Raw genomic sequence first — 20,528 nt, forward strand, 5'->3', positions numbered from 1 at the left:
GAAAGATTTTGGATGGCAACAGCGTAGAAGCTAGGCAGATGACTTAGCCGAACGGGCACGCACAAACCCCGGAATCCCCAGCCCCAAACTCTCCCGCAACGTCGTCCCCTCGTAAGCCGTGCGGTACACCCCCCGCTCTTGCAGCAACGGAACAACCTCCTGAGTGAATCGCTTGAACTGCGATGGGTGCCCAATGTAGATATTGAACCCATCCACCGCCCGCGCCTCGAACCAGTCCGCCATCTTTCGAGCAACCGTTTCCGCTGATCCCACGAACGCTCCCGGCCGCAACTGCCGGCCGAACTCCACGGCTTGGCGCAACGTGAATCCTTTTTCCCTCGCTTGATCGGCAATCCGCTTGGCGGCCGTGAAGAAGCTGCTGCGCGCGGCTTCGAGGCTTTGCTGTGGGAAAGGCGCGTCAAGATCGTACTGACTGAAGTCGTGCCAGCCGAAGTTGCGACCGAACTCCTTAAAGGCGAGCTCGAAGCTATGGTCGACTTCATGATAGTGCCGCTCGATTTCACGCGCGTGCTCGTCGGTGTCGCCTACATGGATTTCAGCGCCTGGCATGACCAATAGCTGCTCGGGATCTCGCCCCAGGCGCTCCGCCCTCCCCTTGATATCGCGGTAGAACGTCTGGCCCTGCTCGATGCTGGCCGCGTGGGTGAATACGACGTCGGCGGTGGCGGCGCCGAGGTCGCGTCCCTGCTCGGAATCACCGGCCTGGAAAATAACGGGCTGTCCCTGCGGCGAGCGCTGGATGTTCAACGGGCCGACCACGGAAAAATGTTCACCCTGGTGGTTAAGCGCGTGCAATTTGCTCGCGTCGAGAAACTGCCCAGTCTGCCGATCGCGTACGAAGGCATCTTCCTCGTAGGAATTCCACAGTCCCTGGACGACCTGCACATGCTCTGCAGCTCGGCCGTATCGGGTATCGTAGTCGAAATGCTCGTCCCTGCTGTAATTTCCTGCGGTACCTGCGTCGCCACTGGTGACCACGTTCCACCCCCCCCGCCCCTTGCTGATCAGGTCGAGCGACGCGAGTCGACGTGCGACGTTGTAAGGCGAGTTGTAGGAAGTGGTGAGCGTGCCCACCAACCCCAGATGTCGGGTGGTGACCGCGAGCGCGGATAGCAGCGTCAGGGGTTCCAGCCGATTGAGATAGTGCGAGGGAGAGCCTGGCGTGATGAACTGGCTGTCGACGATGAACATCAGGTCAAACAGCGCAGCCTCTGCCTGTTGCGCGATGTCGATGTACCAATCAACGTTCACACTGGCGTCAGCCGGCAACTCTGGGTCGAGCCAGAGGTTGTGCCGCCCCGGGCCGCCGCAGCCCATTGTCAGAGCACCGAGTTTGAGCTTTCGTGACGTCATGTTGATCGTGTTCCTTGCGAGTAGGTAGAAGCCTGGGATGCTGTCAGCCGGTTCAGGGCTGAGCTTTTGCCACAGCGGGCTGGAGCGACGCTGCGAAGGAATCGTCGAACAGACTCGCCGCAGGGTAGGCCTTGACCAGACCCAGGCTGGCGAAGAAGTCCACGGTCTTCTGGGCCTGGATGGGGGCTTGTGGGCTCAGCGGCTCGACGGTGGTTCGCGCACGGGCGAACCAGGCTCGTGAGATGTCGGCGTCCGCGCGGGTACGCTTTGCCCAGGCGTCGGCATAGGCGTCTGTGTTGGCAGGACTTTGCAACGTCCAGTCGCGAGCCTTCTTCAATCGCTGCAGGAAATCACTGATCAGTGCACGCTTGGGATCGATGACTTTGGCGTTGGCGGCAATGAAACTTTGCGCAGGAATCAGCCCGTCTGCCGTCGCCAGGATGCGCGCGCCCTGCCTTTCCTGCTGGGTGACGTAAGGTTCCCAGGTGGCGATCACATCCACTGAGCCGCCATCCAAAGCATGAGAGGCGTCCAGGGCGCTGAGATAGCGAAGGTCAAGCGAGTCTCTCGGAACACCCGCCTTGTCCAGCGCAGTGAATAACAACTGCTGGCTCCAGGAGCCTTTCCAGATTGCGGCGCGCTTGCCTTTGAGATCTTCGATACTGCGTATCGGTGAGTCCTTGCTTACCAGGATGGCGACGCCATCGAGGCTCTGGCGACCTACCGCAATCACCTTGATCGGCGCACCCAGGGCGCCCAGAAACAGAGCAGGCGCGTCACCGAGCAAGCCGATATCCAGACTGCCGACGTTCAGGGCCTCTGCAACGGGCGATCCTGCTGTGAATTGTTTCCACTCAAGGGTGTAAGGCAGGTCATTCAACACGCCTGCCGCTTCCATGACAGCTTGTGCGTTATAGCTCTGGTCCCCCACTACCAGCGTCTGCGCGCTCGCCGAGAGGCAGAGCAAGGACGTGGCCACTCCGATCGCCAGTTTCTTCAGGTAACGCACGGTTGTCTCCAAAGCCCATTCAGGACGGTGAGGATCGATCCGCGGGTACGGTCTCGGGGAATTTAGGATGTGGTCAGCAGCAAGGCCGCCAGTGCTTCGAGAGAAGAATTCCTATGGAAGCTGCGACAAGATAGAGACGCACGGGCAAGAGGTGAAATACCCAATGCGCATAATCCTATTACCAAAGATGCGTTGTGCGCATTTTCGGGCGAAGGCGAGAGAGGATTGATAGAGAAGGCAGGACAGCATCATTCTCTTGCTGCCCATGCCGATCGGCTTATTAACATCTGACAAAGTCGAGATAGAATCGCGCAGTCAAAACAGGGAAGCAGCGAACACATGGACGTCATTCAGCAGTTACAACCACTGCTCAATAGCAGTTACAGCATTTTCGTTGCAGCCGCAGCCACGCTGGCAGTGCTTATGAAGATTTTGTCTCACATCATCAAGGCAATGGACTGGCACGATAAGCACTTCGTGCGCAAACGCTTGTCCCGCCTCAGAGACATTCGATCAGGTGCGACCAACACGAGGCTCATTCGATATCTGGATGACGCTACGGAGCTTGAGCTGTTTCGAATCGCCTCCGGCGTCAGCACTAGCCGCTCGAAGATGGAATACCTGCTCGAGCTGGATGAGACTGGGCGGTGGAACCGCATGCAGCTTCAAAGCCTTTCAAAATTTGTGGCACTGCAGCCTGATAGCAAGACTCCGGTTTTGTCAGTGACATCCTTGGATAAATTGAGCGCCTGGACGAGTGGTATCAGTACACTTCTCATTCTGTTCTTAGGGGCCTGGTGTCTGAATATCTTGGTTCGCGCCGGTTCGCCGATCTTAGGGATTTCAGGGCTGTTGCTGTTTGGATTGGCAATTCTGTTCGCAAGGTATTTGGCGACGGACTGTATCGACTACCTTATCGTGACACGGGCGCAGCGATACCTGAGCTTGCAAGCCCAGATGACGGAGACTGATCAGTGATCATTGCCCGATCACATAACCACTGGGGTGCGAGTGCCGCTGAAAAGCCCTGATACCGCCCGATTTCCAGGCATCGCACTCAACACTCACAGCGCGCCTCGACCCACCCCATTACCCACCCGAACAATGTCAGCCATGACGGCCAAGGCAATTTCCGCCGGGGTTTTGCTGCCCAGCCGCAAGCCCACCGGCGCGCTGATCCGCTCGATCGCCTCATCATCCAGGCCGCCGATGCGGCGCACGCGTTCCAGGCGTTTCTCGCTGGTGCGCTGCGAGCCCATGGCGCCAATGTAGAACGCAGGCGTTCTCACCGCTTCAAGTAGCGTGAGGTCGTCCAGGCGGGGATCGTGGGTCAGCGCGACGACGGCGGTACTCGCGTGGCAGCCGCCATTGGCGATGAAAGTCGCCGGTAGTTGCTCGATGACCTTGACTCCTTCAAGGGCAAAGCCAGCAAGCAACTCGGTGCGGGGGTCACAGACGATCACTTCATAACCCAGAGACACGGCAAAGCTTGCGCAGAACTCTGCGACGGGCGAGAGCCCCGCTATCAATAGCCGCCGCGCCGCGCCGATGCGAATCGTGATTTGCCGCTCGGACAGTTCGACCGTCGAACCCTGTGCAGAGCAGACGTCGAGTGTCCGGTCAAGGGTGTCCAGAGAAACCGTACGGATGATCCGCTGCTGGCCTTGGAGCGCCTGCAACAGCAGGGAAAAATGCTCGAGTGCCTCGCAGCCGGCGACGAACTGCTCAACCAGGACGTCCAGGACGCCACCGCAGGGTAGCTTCAAAGATGGCGCCAAGCCCCCTTCCCCATAGCGAACGACCTGGTTGTCAGGCCCGAATTCGTCACGGCCAAGGCGTTCCAGGAAATCATCTTCCACGCACCCGCCGGACAGCGATCCGCAGAAACGCCCATCTGCCAAGGCAACCAGCATTGCACCGGGCCCGCGTGGCGCGGAGCCATAGGTCGACAGAACAGTACACAGGCACACGGATTGTCCCTGCTCAAGCCATTGCTGTGCTTGCTGGACGACTTGGAGGTCGAGACTGTTCATGGGGGTTATGGTCCGCTGTGTTGGCAAAATCCCCTGGCGAATGGGGCGTAATTACCCGGTTTAGTATGCAGGCGAGTCGCCTCGCAGAATTGCCTGATCTACGCGGGTTCTTGCCTATTCCTTGGAACCTTGGGTCTGAGCTGACACCTCGTTGGGTCGGGCTTTACTATTCCGGTCTATGCTCGGAATAGGCAATAAAGACGTCTGTTCAGGCAATTTGCCCCTCGATTGCCCTGCAATACTGGCGTCGATGAAACCCAGTCGTGCAACGTGGGCCTGATCCGCCCAGATGCTCTTGAAACAGTTGCGTTAACCAGAGCGTTCTGGCGCTTTCTTCAGCCTCTTTCCAGACCAAGCATGGAGGAAGAGCTTGTGGCTCACCTTGAACACCCCACCGACTCCATCGAGCTGCAAAGCAGCTCCTCCTGCAATCCCGAGCCACTCGTGGCCAACGATACCCGCAGGCTGGCCCAGGCCCTGAGCCGGTGGGCACGCAGCGACGGTGATCACGAAACGCCCGTACCTGGCCTCACGCTGCACCGCCGTCATAAACTCACCATGCCCCTGCACTGTATCTACGGTCTGGGCCTGGGCCTGACCGTGCAAGGGCGCAAACAGGTGATCGTGGGCGAAGAGTTGATGACCTATGGGCCGGGGCAATCGATGGTCACCAACATCGATATGCCGGTGATTTCCAATGTCATCCAGGCCAGCGTTGCACAGCCTTTTCTGGGCATGATGCTGACCTTCGAGAATGCGCTGGTCGTCGAAATCGCCGAGCGGCTGCAGTCGTCGCAGAGGCTTAAGGACGAAGCCTTCAAACCCTTGTCCGTGAATGATCTGGACAGCGGTGTGCTGGATGCGCTCGAACGCCTGATTGCGCTGTTCGATCAGCCCGAACTGCTTAAATCACTGGCGCCGTTGATCAAGGAAGAGATCATCATCAGGCTGATGAATGGCGCTCACGGGCCTCATTTGCTTCATGTCGTCAGCGCAGGGTCGCCCAGCCAGAACATCGCCAAAGCCGTCGCCTGGCTCAAACTTCATTACAGCGAGGCGCTGCGCATGGATGATCTGGCGGCCATTGCCCATATGAGCCCTTCCACTTTCCGACAGCACTTTCGTACCGTTACGGGAATGAGCCCCTTGCAGTATCAGAAACAACTGCGCCTGCAGGCCGCACGCCAGTTGATGTACAGCGAAAACATCGATGCCAGTAGCGCAGGCGGTCTGGTGGGCTATGAAAGTTCTTCCCAATTCAGTCGCGAATACAGCCGCCTGTTCGGCCATCCACCGCAGCGCGATATCAAGCGCATGCGGGTTCAATGAACCCTTGAAATCCACTCCGATCATGCCGGCGCGGACTTCCAGGGGCTCCTGCGACTTTACAGCTCGCGCAACGCTTGTTCGCTGGAGTCGATATAGCGCTTGCGCTGCAGTGCACCGAAACGCCCATAGGGGTAATCATCAGGCGTTGGCGCGCTGACTTCGGTCAGTCGCTGCGGCGCTGACTCATCGAGCACCACATCCACTGCGCCGAGGTTGTCCTGCAACTGCTCGAGGGTGCGGGCGCCGATGATGGGAGCGGTGACCGAAGGTTGCGATGTCAGCCAACTGAGTGCCACCTGACTGGGCGTAGCGCCGAGTTGTTGAGCAACGTCTTTTATCACGTCGAGAGTCGCCCAGTTCCGATCGCTCATATGGAGTTGCCTGGCGATGTGTTGATTCATGGGGTTGTCGGAAGTCAGCCGGCCGCCGCGCCCGGATTCACTATCGCGGATGTATTTGCCGGTCAGGAATCCCGCAGCCAGTGGCGACCAGGGTAGCAAACCGACGTTGTTATGAAGGGCGGCCGGGATGACTTCGTATTCGAGTTCGCGATAAGCGAGGCTGTACTGCTGCTGCATCGTTACAGGCAAAGGCACGCCCATGGCCTGGGCGGTAGAGATGAAAAGTTGCAGTTGCCAGCCGGTGAAGTTGGAGACGCCCACGTACTGAATCTTGCCTGCACGCAATGCCGCATCCAGGAAGGACAGCGTTTCCTCGACGGGGGTCAGTGGATCCCAACCATGCAGTTGGTACAGATCGATGCTTTGTGCGCTGAGCCGGATAAGTGAGGTGTCGAGTGAACGCTGCAGGTGGCGGCGTGACAGCCCTACATCGTTGACGTCCGGCCCGGTGCCGAAGCGAACCTTGGTAGCAATGACGGTGCGGTCGACAATGTCGCCGGACCGGCTCTTTCGCCACCGACCGATCAGCTCTTCGGAGGCACCCTGGCCATAGACGTCGGCTGTATCAAGGGTGTTGCCACCGGCATCGAGATACGCATCGAGTATGGCAAACGCCTCTTTCTCATTCGTTTCAGTACCCAACCCCATGGTGCCCAGAATGAGGCTCGATACGGACAATCCGGAATGACCCAACTTTCGATAGTTCATGTGATCCTGCTCCTTTGAGGCCGCCGCCTTCGTGATTCCTGAAGACGCGGGACTTGGTTTCGAGGGTGACCTGCAGTGCAGACCCCATTGCCAGTGTCCCCTTGCAGCAACGTTCTGGGTTGTCGGATCGAATCTGATGATTGCCCATACTGACGACGTTTGCCGGCACGCCATGGGGAACGCGCCACACCAGCCCTGCAGGAGCAATTAAAAATCGTTTTAGGCAATCATGGCCCTGAATAGGGCAAGCTCGATTTCGTGATTCCTTTTAACGTGGGCTACCCCCTTTATCGGAGCCCCTGTCATGGCCTCACTTTTCGATCCGCTCGCCGTAAAAGGCGTCACCCTGCGTAACCGTATCGTCGCCTCGCCCATGTGCCAGTACCAGGCACGGGATGGACTGCTCAACGAATGGCACCAGGCCCACTACACCATGCTGGCACGTGGCGGTGCGGGGCTGGTGATCGTCGAAGCCACCGCCGTAACCCCCGAAGGTCGAATCACGCCGGGCGATGCGGGCTTGTGGAGCAACGAGCACGTACCCGGTTTCGCAGCGGTCGCCGCGTCGATCAAGGCGGCTGGCAGCGTTCCCGGCATTCAGATCGGGCATGCAGGCCGCAAGGCAGGCTGTACACCACCCTGGGAAGGAGGCGCGCCGCTTGAACGCACCGATCCGCAGGCATGGACACCGGTAGCCCCCAGCGCCCTGCCCTATGTGCCTGGCTCGGATTACGTACCGGCGGAACTGACTCAAGAACAAATCCTGGTGACTCAGCAAGACTTCGTCGACGCGGCCGTTCGTGCACGACAAGCCGGTTTCGAGTGGCTTGAACTGCACTTCGCACACGGCTTTCTCGGGCAAACGTTCCTGTCACCGCAATCGAACGTCCGTGAGGATCAGTACGGCGGTCCTCTGGAAAACCGTGCCCGGTTTCTGCTCGAAACCCTGAAGGCGGTGCGGGAAGTGTGGCCGGAACATCTGCCGTTGACCATGCGCCTGGGCGTGACCGAATTCGGCGAAAACACACATCAGTCGTTCTCCGAATCCCTGCAGCTTCTGAAGTGGGCCAAGGAAGCGGGGTTGGACCTGGTCGACGTAGGGCTGGCCCTCACCAGCGCCAATGATCCGGTACCTTGGGGCCCCAACTTCATGGTTCCGTACGCTGAACGCGTGCGGCTGGAGACAGGCCTGCTGGTTGCGACGAGCTGGATGATCACGGACCCGAAAGAGGCTGACGCTTTCGTCCGTGAGCACAAGCTGGACCTGGTGTTCTTCGCTCGTACGCTACTGGCCAACCCACATTGGCCCTTCCATGCTGCTCGGGAGCTGGGGATAGAGAAACCCGAAGCGGTGCTGCCCACGCCCTATGCATTCTGGCTGCAGAACTGGTCGGCCTGAGTGGGGAGGAGCGTGCGGCGTGAACCACGCTGCCGCACGCTGCGCGTTTCACTCAGGTCAACAGCTTGTCCATGGTAAACGGCAGATCGCGGATCCGTTTGCCGGTGGCGTGATACACCGCATTGCCAATGGCCGCGGCCACACCCACGATCCCCAGCTCGCCGACCGCCTTGCCACCCAAGGCGCTGGCTTGCAGGTCGGGTAAACCGACATCGATGGTGATGATCTCTGGCACATCAGCGTTCACCGGTACGACGTAGTCGGCAAAACTGGCATTGACCACACGGCCGTCACGACGGTCGATATGGCCTTCTTCGAAAAGCGCCTGGCCAATGCCCATGATCATGCCGCCCATCCATTGGCTTTCCGCAAGCCTGGGGTTGTAGACCCGACCGCTGTCGAACGCCGCGACCATGCGTTTGACCTTGACCGTACCAAAGTCCTCGTCGACCCGTACTTCAACGAAGTGCGCGCCCCAGCTGTGCGCGGAGACCCCACCGGTGGTGGGCAACTGCATCTGGCTGAAGCCGTGGGCGGCCGCGTTACGGTCGGCCTCCGTGGCGCCCGCCTTGAAGGTATCGGTGGAAATCTCGAAGCGCTCCTTGCCCAGTGCCGTCAGCAGGTCGCCGAAGCTGATGCCCTCTCCCGGTCTTTGCGACGGTTTGATTCGGCCGTTCTTGAAGATCAGGTTCGCTGCGACCATGCCATGCAAAGGCGACTTCGGGTCCGTGGTCGCCACTCTGATCAGCTCGCTGCGGGCCAGTTTCGCCGTTTTGTAAACCGCACCCGTGAGGTTGTTGGCCAGTTGCGAGCCGCCAGCGATCGGCGCACGTGGTAAGTCGGTATCCCCCAGACTGACCTTGACCGAACGGGTGGGTACGTCGAGTACTTCCGCTGCGGTCTGGGCGAGGATCGTGTAGGTGCCCGTACCCAGATCGGTGCCCGCGCTGAGTACTTCGATACGCCCGTCTCGATGGATGACGATCTTGGCTTCTCCCGGTGTCCGCCAGACCGGATAGGTACCTGCCGCCATGCCCCAACCTATCAGCTCATGGCCTTCGCGCATCGAGCGTGGGGTGGGGTTGCGCTCACTCCAACCGAATGCGTTGGCCCCTGCAGCATAGGCTTCGCGCAGCCGTCGACTGGTCCATGGGATCCTCGCCTTCGGATCCTCGGCAGCCCAGTTGCGCAGTCTGAGCTCGACCGGGTCCATGGCAAGCTTGACCGCCAGCTCATCCATGGCAGTTTCGAGCGCATAGGTGCTGATGTTCTCGCCTGGCGCGCGCATCCAGCCCGGATTGACGGTGTTGACGGGGATAAGGCTGTGGCGGGCGAGCATGTTGGGCGTTGCATACATCAATGCCGTGACCGAGGTGGAAGGCTCCAGATGAGTGTCATCCATGGCAGTCTCGTTCCAGCCGTCGTGCACGACCGAAACCAACAGGCCATCGCGGGTCGCGCCCAGCGCCAGTCGTTGTCCCGTTCGCGGACGACCCCCGTAGCTGGTGAAGGTTTGCGGGCGTGTCAGGGCTACCTTCAGTGGCCGGCCCAGCGACCTGGCGGCTGAACACGCCATGGCCACATGCGGATGGGGAGCCACCTTGCAGCCGAATCCTCCGCCGATGAAGGGTGAGACAACGCGTACGTCGGCCATCTCCAGCCCCATCCATTGGGCGATCACGTTGCGTGCGCCCCCTACCCACTGGCTCGATTCATAGACCGTGAGCTTCTCGCCCTGCCAATGGGCGATACAGGCGTGGGGCTCCATGGGGACGTTGTATTCACGTGGGGTGGTGTAGACACCTTCGACCTTGACCGCTGCCGACGCGAGGGCCGCCGGCGCATCACCCCATTTGGCTTGAAGGTCATCGATGGGTTGTGCCTTGGCACGGCTGTCATCGGGATCGATGATGGCGGCCGTCGCGGCGTAACTGACGTTGACCAGATGGGCCGCTTCGGTGGCCTGCTCGAACGTTTGCGCAACGACCAGTGCAACATGCTGGCCGTTCCAGCGCACTACGTCATCCTGCAAGGGCGTGAAGTTCTCGGTGGCAGCGCCGCCCTTGATGAACGGCGTGGCCGGCTGGATCGCCAGCGGGTTCAGATGGGTGTAGATGGCGACCACGCCCGGCGCCTTGTCGGCGGCTTGCGTATCGATGGCCGTGATGCGGCCGGCGGGTATCGTCGATTGCACGACAACACCGTACAGCATCCCCTCGATGGCGTGCTCGATCGCGTAAAGTGCCTGGCCTCTGACTTTCAGCCCGCCGTCTTGACGCACCGCCCGCTCTCCGACAGCGCCACTCGGGTCTTTTTCCAGCAATGGCGCCGCTTCCCCAGTCAACGGGTTCAAGGCCAGGCCGACGTAGGCTGCTGCGGAGCCAGCCGCTGCCGTTTTCAGCAATGTGCGGCGCTGCAGCTTGGGGTTGAAAAGATCGCTCATGCCAGACCTCCGACAGTCATCAATGCGCGCGCGACGACGCGCGGGGCGAGCGTTATCTTGAAGCCGTTATGTACACGTGCCTGGGCCCCCTGGACTGCCAGCATGGCGGCCTCTCGGATGACATCCTCGCGCAGTGCCTTGCCCACCAGCGCCTGCTCTACTCCACGCGCGCGCCAGGGCTTGGTCCCTACTCCACCCATGGCGATGCGTACGACCTTGAGCGTGCGGCCATCGTCTTCGAACTCGATACCCACTGCAGCGCTGGCGGCGGCAAACTCGTACGAAGCGCGGTCTCGTACCTTGAGGTAGTGAGAACGCTTGAGCGCTGCCGACTGCGCAATCCGTATTCCCACGATCATTTCCCCTGGAGTCAGGTCATGCTCGATATCGGGGGCGCGTGCCGGGCAGCCGATAGAAGTCATCGGCCAGTACCTCCCGCCGCGTTTCCCCGGCGATAAGGATGTGAGCGTCGAACGCAACCAGCGCGACAGCCAGATCGCCCGGATAGATAGCAATGCAGTCGGCGCTGGTGCCCAGCACTGCATGGTTGCGATTGATACCTTCGAGGGCCGCGCAACCTGAGCCGGGTACACGCTTGTTGCACTGGGGATAGGCTGCAGGGTCACGAAAGTAGGTGCACCGGGTGCGCTGCATCAGGTTGCCGCCAATGGACGCCATGTTGCGTAATTGGGGCGAGGCTGCGCGCCAAAGTGCCTCGCTGATCACCGGTGCTTGCTGCTGGATACGGGCATGCGCGGCGACGTGGCTCATCTTCGCCAGGGCGCCGATGTCGATCTGCCCGGTGCTGACCTCGATCTCGCTCAAACCCTGCAAGTGGGTGACATCAACCAGCCGCGACGGTCGCTCTACAGAACATTTCATTAGGTCCAGCAAGGTGGTTCCACCTGCCAGAAAACGGGTGTCGGGTTGACTTGCCTGCTGACGAGCATGCGCCACATCGGTGGCGCGGACGTAGTCGAATACCTTCATGCCTTGCTCCCCTGCAGACGTGCCGCCGCTGTGCGTACGGCGGTGACGATGTGGGGGTAGGCGCCGCAACGGCAGAGGTTGCCGCTCATGTATTCGCGAATGTCCTCATCGCTCCCTGTGTGGCCTTCGCGGATGCAGGCCACCGCCGACATGATCTGCCCAGGCGTGCAATAGCCGCACTGGAACGCATCGAATTCGACGAACGCAGCCTGCACGGCATGCAGCGTGCCATCTGGCTGGGCCAACCCTTCAATGGTGGTGATCTCGCAGCCCTCGATCTGAGCCGCCAACGTCAGGCAACTCAATACACGCTGCCCATCGACATGCACCGTGCAGGCACCACATTGCCCCTGGTCACATCCTTTCTTGGTGCCCGTCAGCAGCGTGTGTTCACGCAGCGCGTCAAGCAATGTGGTTCGGGAGTCGAGATCCAGCTCCCTGCGCTCACCGTTGAAGATGAGCTGAAGTTTCATTGGGGGCGCCATACGGGCTCTCCAGAATCGCCTAGGGCTGCCGAGCCAGACAGCCGACAGGTCATGAGCGAGAGTATCTACACGCCCCAGCACTCTGGTTTGCCTTTTCGGCGCTGTTTTTTGCCCATTCCGATTATCGAGTTCTGTACTGTGTTGCGATTGATTGCAGCAAGTCAGGCAACAGCCCGACTGAACTTTGCTTTCGTCACCCCCCTCAATTGGCAAACCCTCACGAGTCATATCCATGCTTCCACACAGCAGACAAGGCCACGGGGCGCCCACCTTCGTGCTGATGCATTACCTGGGCGGGTCTCACCGCACCTGGTTTCCTACCCTTCCCTATCTTGACGGCGAACATGAGTGCATAGCGATCAACACGCCGGGATTCGGCGATGCGGCGCAGGTCGAGGGGTATACCGTCGAAGCGATGGTCGAGCACGTGGATCAATGCATTCGGGAACTGGGCCTGACGAACTGCGTGTTGGTGGGTCATTCGATGACAGGCAAGGTCGCCGTGGTGCTGGCGTCACGCCGGCCCGACTACCTGAGCGGGCTTGTACTGGTCGCGCCCTCGCCTCCCGGCCCACAGCCGATGAGCGATGCCGACCGAGACCAGCAACGCGCTTATGCCAAGACGCTTCCCGAGGCTGAAGCCTTCGTCGATGAATCCAGCACGTTGCGCCTGCCTGACGACGTTCGCGAAGTCGCCATCGCCGATGCCCAATGGCTGAACCTCGATGCCTGGCGCGCTTGGGTCGATCACGGCAGTCGTGAAGACTGGACTGCCCGATTGGGGACGATCGATTACCCGGTGCTACTGGTCTGTGGCGAGCTCGATGAGCAGGTGCCGGGGCCCGAAGAGCAGCGCCGGACCACGCTGGCGGCCTTTACGCGTAGTACGTTGGAAGTCATTCCGAATGCGGGTCATCTGATGCCGATGCAGACGCCTCAGGCGCTGGCGAAGTTGATGCTGACCTTCGCTAAAGAGCAGTGCAGCAAATAACCATCTTCTAGCTACACCCGGTTTGAAACACGCATTTGAACGCCGCCATGTCGGCATAATCGTTGAGCGAGGTGAATATGGATCTGGGAATCAAAGGCCGCGTTGCACTCATTACCGGTGCCAGCGGCGGCGTTGGCTTGGCGACTGCCAGACAGCTGCATGAAGAAGGCGTGCAACTGGTGCTCAGTGACATGGATCAGCAGAAGCTGGAAGAGGCCTACACCTGGTTGAAAGCCGACAGCGTGTTCGTGGCCGCCGACATGACCCAGCAGGACCAGGTCGCGCGCGTCGTCGAGGCTGGTCGAGACAAGTTCGGCAAGATCGACATCGTCGTTCACACTGCGGGCGTCACGGGTGCCAAGGGCGATCCGCTGGAGCTGTCGGACGAGGACTACCTCGAAGCCTGGAACACGGACTTCTTCTCTGCCGTCCGCGTTGCTCGGGCAACCATCCCTGATATGCGCAAACACAACTGGGGACGCTTCGTCTGCATCACCTCCGAAAACGCCGTGCAGCCGTACTGGGAAGAAGCGGTCTACAACACCGCCAAGGCCTCGCTGGGTGCGTTCATCAAGAACCTGTCCTACAAGGAAGCTGCTCACGGCGTGCTGTGCAACACCGTGGCCCCAGCGTTCATCGAGACACCCATGACCGACGGGATGATGAAGAAGCGCGCCGAAGAACTGGGTGTGTCCTTCGAAGAAGCCATCGAAAGCTTCCTTGAGGAAGAGCGTCCTGGCATCGTCCAGAAACGTCGGGGCAAGCCAGAAGAAGTGGCCGCCGCCATCGCGTTGCTGGTGTCTGAACGCGCGTCCTTCATCAACGGCAGTAACCTTCGGGTCGACGGTGGTTCGGTGCAGGCGCTGCAGAACTGACCGAGGTTGGATCGCTGGTTTTAGTTCAGGACCGGATTCAGTAGCCCGCCATGCGGGCTATGAATTCAAGTAGATGAAATCTGCCCCGCGCAGGTGTCATGCCAGTCGATATTCAACAGTCAGGTGACTGATCTCATGCACAGACTTCAGTGCGGCTCGAACGTCATCTGCAGAGCGTCCAGAATCGCCATGCACGCTGACAATCGCCGCTCGCGCCTGCGGACCGACCCGCCAGACGTGCAAGTCGGTGATGTCAAAACCTTCGCCCTGCAGCAGTTCGCGAATTTCTTGCGCCACATGCTCGTCTGTCCTGTCCAGCAATACAGCCGCAGTGTCTTTCATCAATGAATACGCCCAGCGGGCGATGACCACGGCACCTACCAGACCAATCAATGGGTCAAGCCATACCCAACCAAGGAACTTGCCGGCCAGCAGTGCAGCGATGGCCAGCACCGACGTGACTGCATCAGCCATGACGTGTACGTAAGCCGAGCGCAGGTTGTTGTCCGAACCATGGGCTGGTTCGTCGTGATGATGATCATCGTGACCATGACCATGACCATGGCTGTGACCGCCGGCCGATAGCAGTAGCGCACTGATGATATTGACGATCAAACCGACAACCGCAATAAGCGTCGCGGTGCCAAACTGAACCGACGTCGGTTGGAACAGGCGCATGACCGACTCGACGCCGATACCCGCTGAAACCAGACCCAGAACGAGCGCTGAGGCGAACCCACCCAGATCCCCTACCTTGCCCGTGCCGAAACTGAAGGCATCGTTGGCCGCATGTTTGCGTGCAAATCCGTAGGCTGCCGCGGATATTCCCAATGCAGCTGCATGGGTGGCCATATGGAAACCGTCGGCAAGCAATGCCATCGAACCGGTGACGTAGCCCGCCGCGATTTCGCCGATCATCATGACCACGGTGAGGGCCACAACCCACAGCGTACGCCGAGCGTTGTGATCATGGTCAACGCCAAGGAAGTCATGGCTGTGGCTGTGCTGGAGCGAGGCATTGGTCATGGCGATGTCATTTCCCATAGCGGCGAACGGCTTCGAGCAGTTCCTCGGTGCCTTTGGCTCGTTCTTCATCGCTCAAGCCAGGCTTGGCAACGTGCTCCCAGGCATGGTCCTCGAGGATCTCGTCAAGTAAACCGTTCATGGCGCCGCGGGTGGCTGCCACCAAATGAAGGGTCTTTGCACAGTCGGCGTCGTCCTCGAGTGCCCGTTCGATGGCCTGGACCTGGCCAGCGATACGTTTGACCCGTTTGAGCAACTGTTCTTTCGCCGCCTTGGTGTGTGCCATACCCTACCCCCCTACCCTATAGTGGAGGCATCATGCGCTGTGGCACCCGTGATCGCAAGTCTGTGTCGATAGCCGTCAACTGAAACCGCCTGTTCAAGGCGGTTTGTGTCAGTCCTGCCACGCCTCATGGCGCGATGAAACGGTCCTCGTCCACCACAATATCCTGATAGGCATCCTCTGCCTCGGCATGCTGTGCAGCCCACACCCGATAAGTACCTTTGCCTATCTTGAAGCAACCTCCGTCAGGTCCTTCCTGGTACCTGGCGAACACCCGAGGCTCCAGTTCCAGCTCGGCAATACTGTGCTGCCCGGCGTCCAGGTCGACTTTGGCGAAGCCTGCCAGCCTGCGAACGAAACCCTGTTCGCCCAGCTTGGCCACGTAGCACTGGACGACCACCTTGCCCGCCCGGCTGCCGCTGTTCATGACCTGCACAGACGTCTTGATGTGCTCCCCGTACGCTACGTTCAGGCCGGGAATCTCATACTGGGTATAGGACAACCCGAACCCGAATGGGAACAATGGCTTGAGCTGCTCGCGCGCGAACCAGCGATAGCCGACGTCCGAACCTTCAACGTCGTAATCGATCGGGATGATACCGCCCTTGCGCGGCATACCAGGGTTGGAAGTCGTGGTTTCGGGGTCTATCTGCTCGGGTCTGGGCAATTGGGCTTCGCTGGCTGGGAAGGTCAGCGGCAGACGGCCGGAGGGATTGACCCTGCCGAACAGCACTCCGGCGATGGCAGCCGCGGCGCCTGAACCTGGGTACCACGCCGCCAGAATCGCACCCGCCTCATCTTTCCAGGGCATGAGCACCGGCCCGCCGGACTGAATGACCACGACGGTAGCTCTGTTTGCCGCTGCGACCGCGCCAATCAGCGCGTCCTGGTTACCCGGCAGACCGAGGCCTACGGCATCCAGGCCTTCGGAACGCCACTCCTGAGCAAAGACGATCACCACGTCGCTGCGGCCGGCCTCGAACACCGCCAGATCGATGTCGCTACCGTCGAGGAAGGCCACCTCCTCGGCCGAACTTTCCTCGGCGATGGCGGCGACCAAAGGAGCAGGTTGATAGACCTTGTCCACACCGACACCCATGATCGTAGTGCCTTGCTTCTTCAGGCTGCCCAGCGGCGTGACGGCCGAAGATCCGCCACCACAGAGCACACCGTGGTCAGCGTGCTCGCCGATGACCAGTATCCGTTTGCGCTTCTGCGGGATCGGCAAGCATCCGGCATCGTTCTTCAGTAGTACGATGCCTTCTTCGGCCTGACGTTGTGCGATCAGCTTGTGAGCGCTGAAATCGATCGGCTGAGGCTTCGACTCAGCCCCGGCCTGATCGAGGATTCCCACTGCCAGTAGGCTGGTAAGGATCCGAGTGACCATGTCGTCGATACGCGATTGCGGCACCCGGCCGTCTTTGACTGCGTCGCGCAAAGCCTGGCCGAAATATGCCTGGTCGTCCAGGTTGGCGCCCGACTGCACGTCGAGTCCGGCCAGCGCGGCCTTGACCGTGGAGTGGGTCGCGCCCCAGTCCGACATAACCCAACCTGGGTAACGCCATTGACCCTTGAGCACATGATTGATGAGAAACCCGTGCTCCGACGCGTAGTCGCCGTTGATCAGGTTATACCCCGGCATCACCGCGCCGGGGTTGCCCAACTCGATGGCGATCTGGAACGCAAGGAGGTCCGATTCGCGCATGGCAGGCTCCGACAGATTGGAGCTGACCATCACTCGCCCAGTCTCCTGCCCGTTGGCGATGAAATGCTTCACCGTGGACACCACACCCTGCGCCTGGATGCCGGCGACCGAGTGGCCACCCATTACACCGGAGAGCAGTGGATCCTCGGAAACGTATTCGAAGTTTCGGCCGCAGCGTGGCTCACGGATCAGATTGATGCCGCCCGCCAATTGCACGTTGAACCCTTTCGCGCGCGCTTCGCGACCGACCAGAGCGCCGCTCTCATAGGCCAACCCGGTGTTGAAAGAAGCACCCAGGGCCAGTGAACTGGGCAGGCCGGTGGCGTGATCGCCCGGACGCACATTACCGATGTTACTGATGCCAAGGCTCGCGTCAGCCTGCTGCATGGCCGGGATGCCCAGGCGCGGGATGGCTGGGTAATAAGCAGCGGAGCCAATGGCACCCGCAGGCTTCTGCGTATCGCCAACGGGAATGGCCATCGGGCCGGACAGCCAGGAAAACTTCTCGTCTTCGCTCATTTGGGTGACAAGACGCTGTGCCTGCGCACGCAGGGTTTGAGCATCGGCAAAGATGGCGGAGTGCAAACTGTTCTGCGGTGTACTGTTCATAAGTCGGATTCCGAATTGCCGGTTATCAAAGTGACCCCTGTCGGGAAGAACCGTTTCAGCCAGTTCAAGGCACGCGACGTTCCGCCGCGCACCGGCAGCCACACCGCCTCGAACTAAATCGCTTCAGCTGAACCAAAGCTCAGATCGTTCAAGTTCCCGAAGCTCACCTGCATGTCCACTGACCACGCCTACCATTTCACCGAGGACCAACGTCCCAACGTTGCGGGTGCGCCCTATCTTCCGCCACACACCCTTGGCCGCAGAGTGGCCTATGTGATCGTTGCGCTGCTGATGAGCCTGTCAGGCACGTTCGGCAACAGCTTGATCACCGAAAACCTGGCGCAACTGGCCGGCGGCTATTCGGCGTATTCGGCCCAGATGGTCTGGCTCACTGGGGTGTTCGTCGGCGTGGGTGCCTGCAGCAACCTGTTCGTGATCAAGGGGCGGCAGCAGTTCGGGTTGCCGCTCATGCTGTTCGGCGCCCTTGGGCTCTACGCGCTGGCGGCAGCGGCGGATGTGCTGTTCGCCAATCTGACCACCGCGATACTGTCCCGCGCTGCGAACGGTCTGGCCACCTCGACGGCGGTGGCTTCAAGTGTCTATTACCTCATGTCGGCGCTGCCCCAGAGCAAACGGATTCTGGCGGTGGCGACGCCCATCGCCTGTGTCCAGTTGGCTCAGCCACTGGCGCGCCTGGTGCCGGTCGACTTTCTCATTGCCGACGGCAACACCACTCTGCGTCTGTTGGTGCTGCTGATACCTGTCCTGCAGATCGTGATCCTGGCGCTGAATCCACTACCACCTACCTACCGCATCAAGACCTTCGAGTGGGTAGACCTGATCACGGGCGTGTTCGTGGCGTGTGGCGCCGTCATGTTGGGATGTGGGCTGGCCACCGCGTCCACCTATTGGTGGAACGACGCACCATTCGTTGGCGAGCTGATGCTGGGCGCTGTGTTGACCATCGGTGCAGCCCTGCTGGTCGAGGCGTGCCGCAAGCGTCCCGAGATCGACATCGGCTGGCTGAGCAATCGCCATATCTGCACGTTCATGGGTATCGCGCTGCTGGAACGTGTTTCGCTGGCGGTGCAGACCACGAGCGTGCCTGGCCTGTTCGCCCTGCGCAGCCTCAACAACGATCAGTACCATGCCCTGTTTGGCTGGGTGTCCGTGGCGATGCTGGCAGGCATCGTGATCATGCTGGCGACGTTGAACCCGCGTTCGTTGCTGTATCAGATGGTCGCCGCGCTGGGCTGCATTGCCATGGGCGCGCTGCTGGCGTGCTTCAGCAACGGTTCGGTTCGCCCGCAGGACCTGATCGTGTCCCAGTGCCTGATCGGCTTCGGTGCCACGCTGTTCGTCGGCCCGGCGCTGCTCTACAGCGTCTCGCAGGTGCTGAAGCAGGGTCCGCAGGTACTGGTGCCGACCGTGTTGATCTTCGCCGCCACACAGAACCTGGGCAGTGTGATTGGCTCGACCCTGCTGAACAGCGTCCAGTACGCGACACAACGGTATGCGATCTCCGGTTATGCCAATCGCCTGAGCGCAACCGATCCGCGCGTCGATCCGTCAGCGCTTTCCACGCTCACCAGCCAGGTGAGCCGCCAGGCCAGTGTGATCGGCTACCTGAACAGCTTTCGCCTGGTATTGGTGATTGCACTGGCCGCCACACTGGTGGTGCTGGCGGCCGCCGCTTATTCCAGCTACTCCAATCGCCATCCAAAGAGGAAACCCACGTGAGCAAGGACTCTCCTTCCGAATCGTCACCGTCCGAGTCGTCCGACGATACCTGGAAGCCTGCCAAGCCCAGCCTGATCCAGCTCGGTGCAATTGCCCTGGTTGCGTTGCTGGCGGTGACGTTGGTGCTTTACATATGGCGTTTCTTTCCCTTCAGCGATGACGGTCCCTATACCGATAACGCGTACGTGCGTGGCTATGTCACGACTCTGGCACCAGAGGTCTCCGGGCACCTCACCAACGTGCTGGTCAAGGACTATGAAACCGTCCACGAAGGCCAGTTGCTGGCGCAGATCGACCCTGCCAGTTACGCCGCCAGTGTCGAGCAGGCGGTCGCCGACCTCGACGCCGCCAAGAGCGACCTGGCCAACAACGCCCAGTCTCAAGCGTCTGCCGTGGCGACCTTGAGCGCACGCCAGGCCGCACTTGGCACTGCCAATGCAGAGTTGCTTCGCGCCCAAGGGGATTACGCCCGCAGCGAAGCGCTGGTCAAGGAAGGTGGGGTGTCCATCCAGGAGAGGGACACCGCGCTGGCGGCGTTGCGCAGTGCCAAAGGCGCGCTTGCCGAAGCGCAGGCCAATATCAAGGTGGCGCGCGCCGACGTGCGTACCCAAGAGGTGGCGGCACAGGGGTTGAATGCCAAAGTGCAGCAGGCCAAAGCGGCGCTGGACTCGGCGCGGATACAACTCTCCAGGACACGAATCGTGGCGCCGGCTGACGGTCAGCTCGGCCGTGTCGAATCCCATGTCGGCCGCTACGTCGGCGCCGGTACTGCATTGTTCAGTCTGGTGGAGACGGACCGCTGGGTGATTGCCGACTACAAGGAAGCGCAGACCCATGGCATCACCCCCGGTCAGACCGCGCATTTCGAGGTCGATGCCCTTCCCGGCACGACGTTCAGCGGCATCGTTGAGCGGATGGCACCGGCCACCGGCCTGGAATTCTCGGCAATGACCGCCGACAACGGCACCGGTAACTTCGTCAAGGTGCCCCAGCGCCTGGGTGTACGCATCGCCATCGATCGTGATCAGCCGCTGTTCGAGCGCCTGCGGCCGGGTATGTCGGTGGAGATAAGGGTGGATACGGACAGCCGCGAATGACCCGAAGATCATGCGCACCGGATGTTCGGCGGGC

General features: G+C 60.6%; 18 protein-coding genes. 7 read left to right on the forward strand and 11 right to left on the reverse strand.

Annotation, left to right across the window (positions count from 1 at the left end):
• Positions 1–30: 30 nt before the first annotated feature.
• Both ABMD26_RS00860 and ABMD26_RS00865 read right to left on the reverse strand, forming a co-directional pair.
• Positions 31–1,374 (reverse strand): LLM class flavin-dependent oxidoreductase, encoded by a 1,344-nt coding sequence (locus ABMD26_RS00860; RefSeq protein ID WP_354306939.1) that lies wholly within the window; start codon positions 1,372–1,374, stop codon positions 31–33.
• A gap of 52 nt (positions 1,375–1,426) precedes the next feature.
• On the reverse strand, positions 1,427–2,383 hold the full coding sequence (locus tag ABMD26_RS00865) for an ABC transporter substrate-binding protein (RefSeq protein ID WP_354306941.1): 957 nt from the start codon (positions 2,381–2,383) through the stop codon (positions 1,427–1,429).
• A 339-nt stretch (positions 2,384–2,722) separates the two neighbouring features.
• Here ABMD26_RS00865 and ABMD26_RS00870 point away from each other — a divergent pair, with 339 nt between their 5' ends.
• On the forward strand, positions 2,723–3,361 hold the full coding sequence (locus tag ABMD26_RS00870) for a hypothetical protein (protein WP_354306943.1): 639 nt from the start codon (positions 2,723–2,725) through the stop codon (positions 3,359–3,361).
• 86 nt (positions 3,362–3,447) lie between these two features.
• On the opposite strand, the gene ABMD26_RS00875 is transcribed toward ABMD26_RS00870, so the two are convergent.
• Entirely contained in the window at positions 3,448–4,416 is a 969-nt protein-coding gene (locus ABMD26_RS00875) for an XdhC family protein (protein WP_354306945.1), read from the reverse strand.
• Between the two features lie 444 nt (positions 4,417–4,860).
• On the opposite strand from ABMD26_RS00875, the gene ABMD26_RS00880 reads away from it, so the two are divergent.
• Positions 4,861–5,745, forward strand: coding sequence for an AraC family transcriptional regulator (locus tag ABMD26_RS00880; RefSeq protein ID WP_354311781.1), 885 nt, complete (start codon positions 4,861–4,863; stop codon positions 5,743–5,745).
• A 56-nt stretch (positions 5,746–5,801) separates the two neighbouring features.
• Here ABMD26_RS00880 and ABMD26_RS00885 read toward each other — a convergent pair whose 3' ends face one another.
• On the reverse strand, positions 5,802–6,854 hold the full coding sequence (locus ABMD26_RS00885) for an aldo/keto reductase (protein ID WP_354306947.1): 1,053 nt from the start codon (positions 6,852–6,854) through the stop codon (positions 5,802–5,804).
• A gap of 304 nt (positions 6,855–7,158) precedes the next feature.
• Here ABMD26_RS00885 and ABMD26_RS00890 point away from each other — a divergent pair, with 304 nt between their 5' ends.
• Positions 7,159–8,253, forward strand: coding sequence for an NADH:flavin oxidoreductase/NADH oxidase (locus tag ABMD26_RS00890; RefSeq protein ID WP_354306949.1), 1,095 nt, complete (start codon positions 7,159–7,161; stop codon positions 8,251–8,253).
• A gap of 52 nt (positions 8,254–8,305) precedes the next feature.
• Here the strand turns inward: ABMD26_RS00890 and ABMD26_RS00895 are convergent, their stop codons facing one another.
• From ABMD26_RS00895 to ABMD26_RS00910, 4 genes are read right to left on the reverse strand one after another with little or no spacing between them, the layout of a single operon-like run.
• A complete protein-coding gene (locus tag ABMD26_RS00895; protein WP_354306951.1) occupies positions 8,306–10,696 on the reverse strand; it encodes a xanthine dehydrogenase family protein molybdopterin-binding subunit in 2,391 nt (796 codons plus the stop codon).
• A complete protein-coding gene (locus ABMD26_RS00900; protein WP_354306953.1) occupies positions 10,693–11,118 on the reverse strand; it encodes an FAD binding domain-containing protein in 426 nt (141 codons plus the stop codon). Before ABMD26_RS00900 ends, ABMD26_RS00895 begins: the two co-directional genes overlap by 4 nt.
• On the reverse strand, positions 11,072–11,686 hold the full coding sequence (locus ABMD26_RS00905; protein ID WP_354306955.1) for an FAD binding domain-containing protein: 615 nt from the start codon (positions 11,684–11,686) through the stop codon (positions 11,072–11,074). Before ABMD26_RS00905 ends, ABMD26_RS00900 begins: the two co-directional genes overlap by 47 nt.
• Complete coding sequence (locus ABMD26_RS00910; protein WP_502948290.1) at positions 11,683–12,159, reverse strand: (2Fe-2S)-binding protein; 477 nt, start codon at positions 12,157–12,159, stop codon at positions 11,683–11,685. Before ABMD26_RS00910 ends, ABMD26_RS00905 begins: the two co-directional genes overlap by 4 nt.
• A 244-nt stretch (positions 12,160–12,403) precedes the next feature.
• Between ABMD26_RS00910 and ABMD26_RS00915 the strand changes: the two genes are divergently transcribed.
• Complete coding sequence (locus ABMD26_RS00915) at positions 12,404–13,162, forward strand: alpha/beta fold hydrolase (RefSeq protein ID WP_354306959.1); 759 nt, start codon at positions 12,404–12,406, stop codon at positions 13,160–13,162.
• 77 nt (positions 13,163–13,239) lie between these two features.
• The gene (locus tag ABMD26_RS00920; protein WP_354306961.1) at positions 13,240–14,037 is read left to right on the forward strand and encodes an SDR family oxidoreductase; all 798 of its coding nucleotides are present in this window, start codon (positions 13,240–13,242) and stop codon (positions 14,035–14,037) included.
• A gap of 96 nt (positions 14,038–14,133) precedes the next feature.
• Here ABMD26_RS00920 and dmeF read toward each other — a convergent pair whose 3' ends face one another.
• The 3 genes from dmeF to ABMD26_RS00935 all read right to left on the reverse strand — a co-directional run bounded on the left by dmeF (position 14,134) and on the right by ABMD26_RS00935 (position 17,657).
• Positions 14,134–15,063, reverse strand: coding sequence for a CDF family Co(II)/Ni(II) efflux transporter DmeF (gene dmeF, locus ABMD26_RS00925; RefSeq protein WP_354306963.1), 930 nt, complete (start codon positions 15,061–15,063; stop codon positions 14,134–14,136).
• A 7-nt stretch (positions 15,064–15,070) separates the two neighbouring features.
• A complete protein-coding gene (locus ABMD26_RS00930) occupies positions 15,071–15,346 on the reverse strand; it encodes a metal/formaldehyde-sensitive transcriptional repressor (protein WP_090358149.1) in 276 nt (91 codons plus the stop codon).
• Positions 15,347–15,470: 124 nt separating this feature from the next.
• A complete protein-coding gene (locus ABMD26_RS00935) occupies positions 15,471–17,657 on the reverse strand; it encodes a beta-glucosidase (protein ID WP_354306965.1) in 2,187 nt (728 codons plus the stop codon).
• Between the two features lie 171 nt (positions 17,658–17,828).
• Between ABMD26_RS00935 and ABMD26_RS00940 the strand changes: the two genes are divergently transcribed.
• Positions 17,829–19,397 (forward strand): MFS transporter, encoded by a 1,569-nt coding sequence (locus ABMD26_RS00940; protein WP_354306967.1) that lies wholly within the window; start codon positions 17,829–17,831, stop codon positions 19,395–19,397.
• Entirely contained in the window at positions 19,394–20,494 is a 1,101-nt protein-coding gene (locus ABMD26_RS00945) for an HlyD family secretion protein (protein WP_354306969.1), read from the forward strand. The genes ABMD26_RS00940 and ABMD26_RS00945 overlap by 4 nt, the downstream gene beginning before the upstream one ends.
• Positions 20,495–20,528: the final 34 nt, after the last annotated feature.

Origin of the sequence: Pseudomonas sp. PvP001 (assembly GCF_040546375.1) — a bacterium.
In the GTDB taxonomy this organism is placed as follows: Bacteria; Pseudomonadota; Gammaproteobacteria; order Pseudomonadales; family Pseudomonadaceae; genus Aquipseudomonas; species Aquipseudomonas coleopterorum.

Bases quoted from the DNA above. Each gene is read 5' to 3' on its own strand.
- ABMD26_RS00915 (WP_354306959.1), top strand. From the start codon at position 12,404: ATGCTTCCACACAGCAGACAAGGCCACGGGGCGCCCACCTTCGTGCTG.
- ABMD26_RS00860 (WP_354306939.1), bottom strand. From the start codon at position 1,374: ATGACGTCACGAAAGCTCAAACTCGGTGCTCTGACAATGGGCTGCGGC.
- ABMD26_RS00905 (WP_354306955.1), bottom strand. From the start codon at position 11,686: ATGAAGGTATTCGACTACGTCCGCGCCACCGATGTGGCGCATGCTCGT.
- ABMD26_RS00930 (WP_090358149.1), bottom strand. From the start codon at position 15,346: ATGGCACACACCAAGGCGGCGAAAGAACAGTTGCTCAAACGGGTCAAA.
- ABMD26_RS00910 (WP_502948290.1), bottom strand. From the start codon at position 12,159: ATGAAACTTCAGCTCATCTTCAACGGTGAGCGCAGGGAGCTGGATCTC.
- ABMD26_RS00895 (WP_354306951.1), bottom strand. From the start codon at position 10,696: ATGAGCGATCTTTTCAACCCCAAGCTGCAGCGCCGCACATTGCTGAAA.
- ABMD26_RS00870 (WP_354306943.1), top strand. From the start codon at position 2,723: ATGGACGTCATTCAGCAGTTACAACCACTGCTCAATAGCAGTTACAGC.
- ABMD26_RS00900 (WP_354306953.1), bottom strand. From the start codon at position 11,118: ATGACTTCTATCGGCTGCCCGGCACGCGCCCCCGATATCGAGCATGAC.
- dmeF (WP_354306963.1), bottom strand. From the start codon at position 15,063: ATGACCAATGCCTCGCTCCAGCACAGCCACAGCCATGACTTCCTTGGC.
- ABMD26_RS00885 (WP_354306947.1), bottom strand. From the start codon at position 6,854: ATGAACTATCGAAAGTTGGGTCATTCCGGATTGTCCGTATCGAGCCTC.
- ABMD26_RS00890 (WP_354306949.1), top strand. From the start codon at position 7,159: ATGGCCTCACTTTTCGATCCGCTCGCCGTAAAAGGCGTCACCCTGCGT.
- ABMD26_RS00920 (WP_354306961.1), top strand. From the start codon at position 13,240: ATGGATCTGGGAATCAAAGGCCGCGTTGCACTCATTACCGGTGCCAGC.
- ABMD26_RS00935 (WP_354306965.1), bottom strand. From the start codon at position 17,657: ATGAACAGTACACCGCAGAACAGTTTGCACTCCGCCATCTTTGCCGAT.
- ABMD26_RS00940 (WP_354306967.1), top strand. From the start codon at position 17,829: ATGTCCACTGACCACGCCTACCATTTCACCGAGGACCAACGTCCCAAC.
- ABMD26_RS00875 (WP_354306945.1), bottom strand. From the start codon at position 4,416: ATGAACAGTCTCGACCTCCAAGTCGTCCAGCAAGCACAGCAATGGCTT.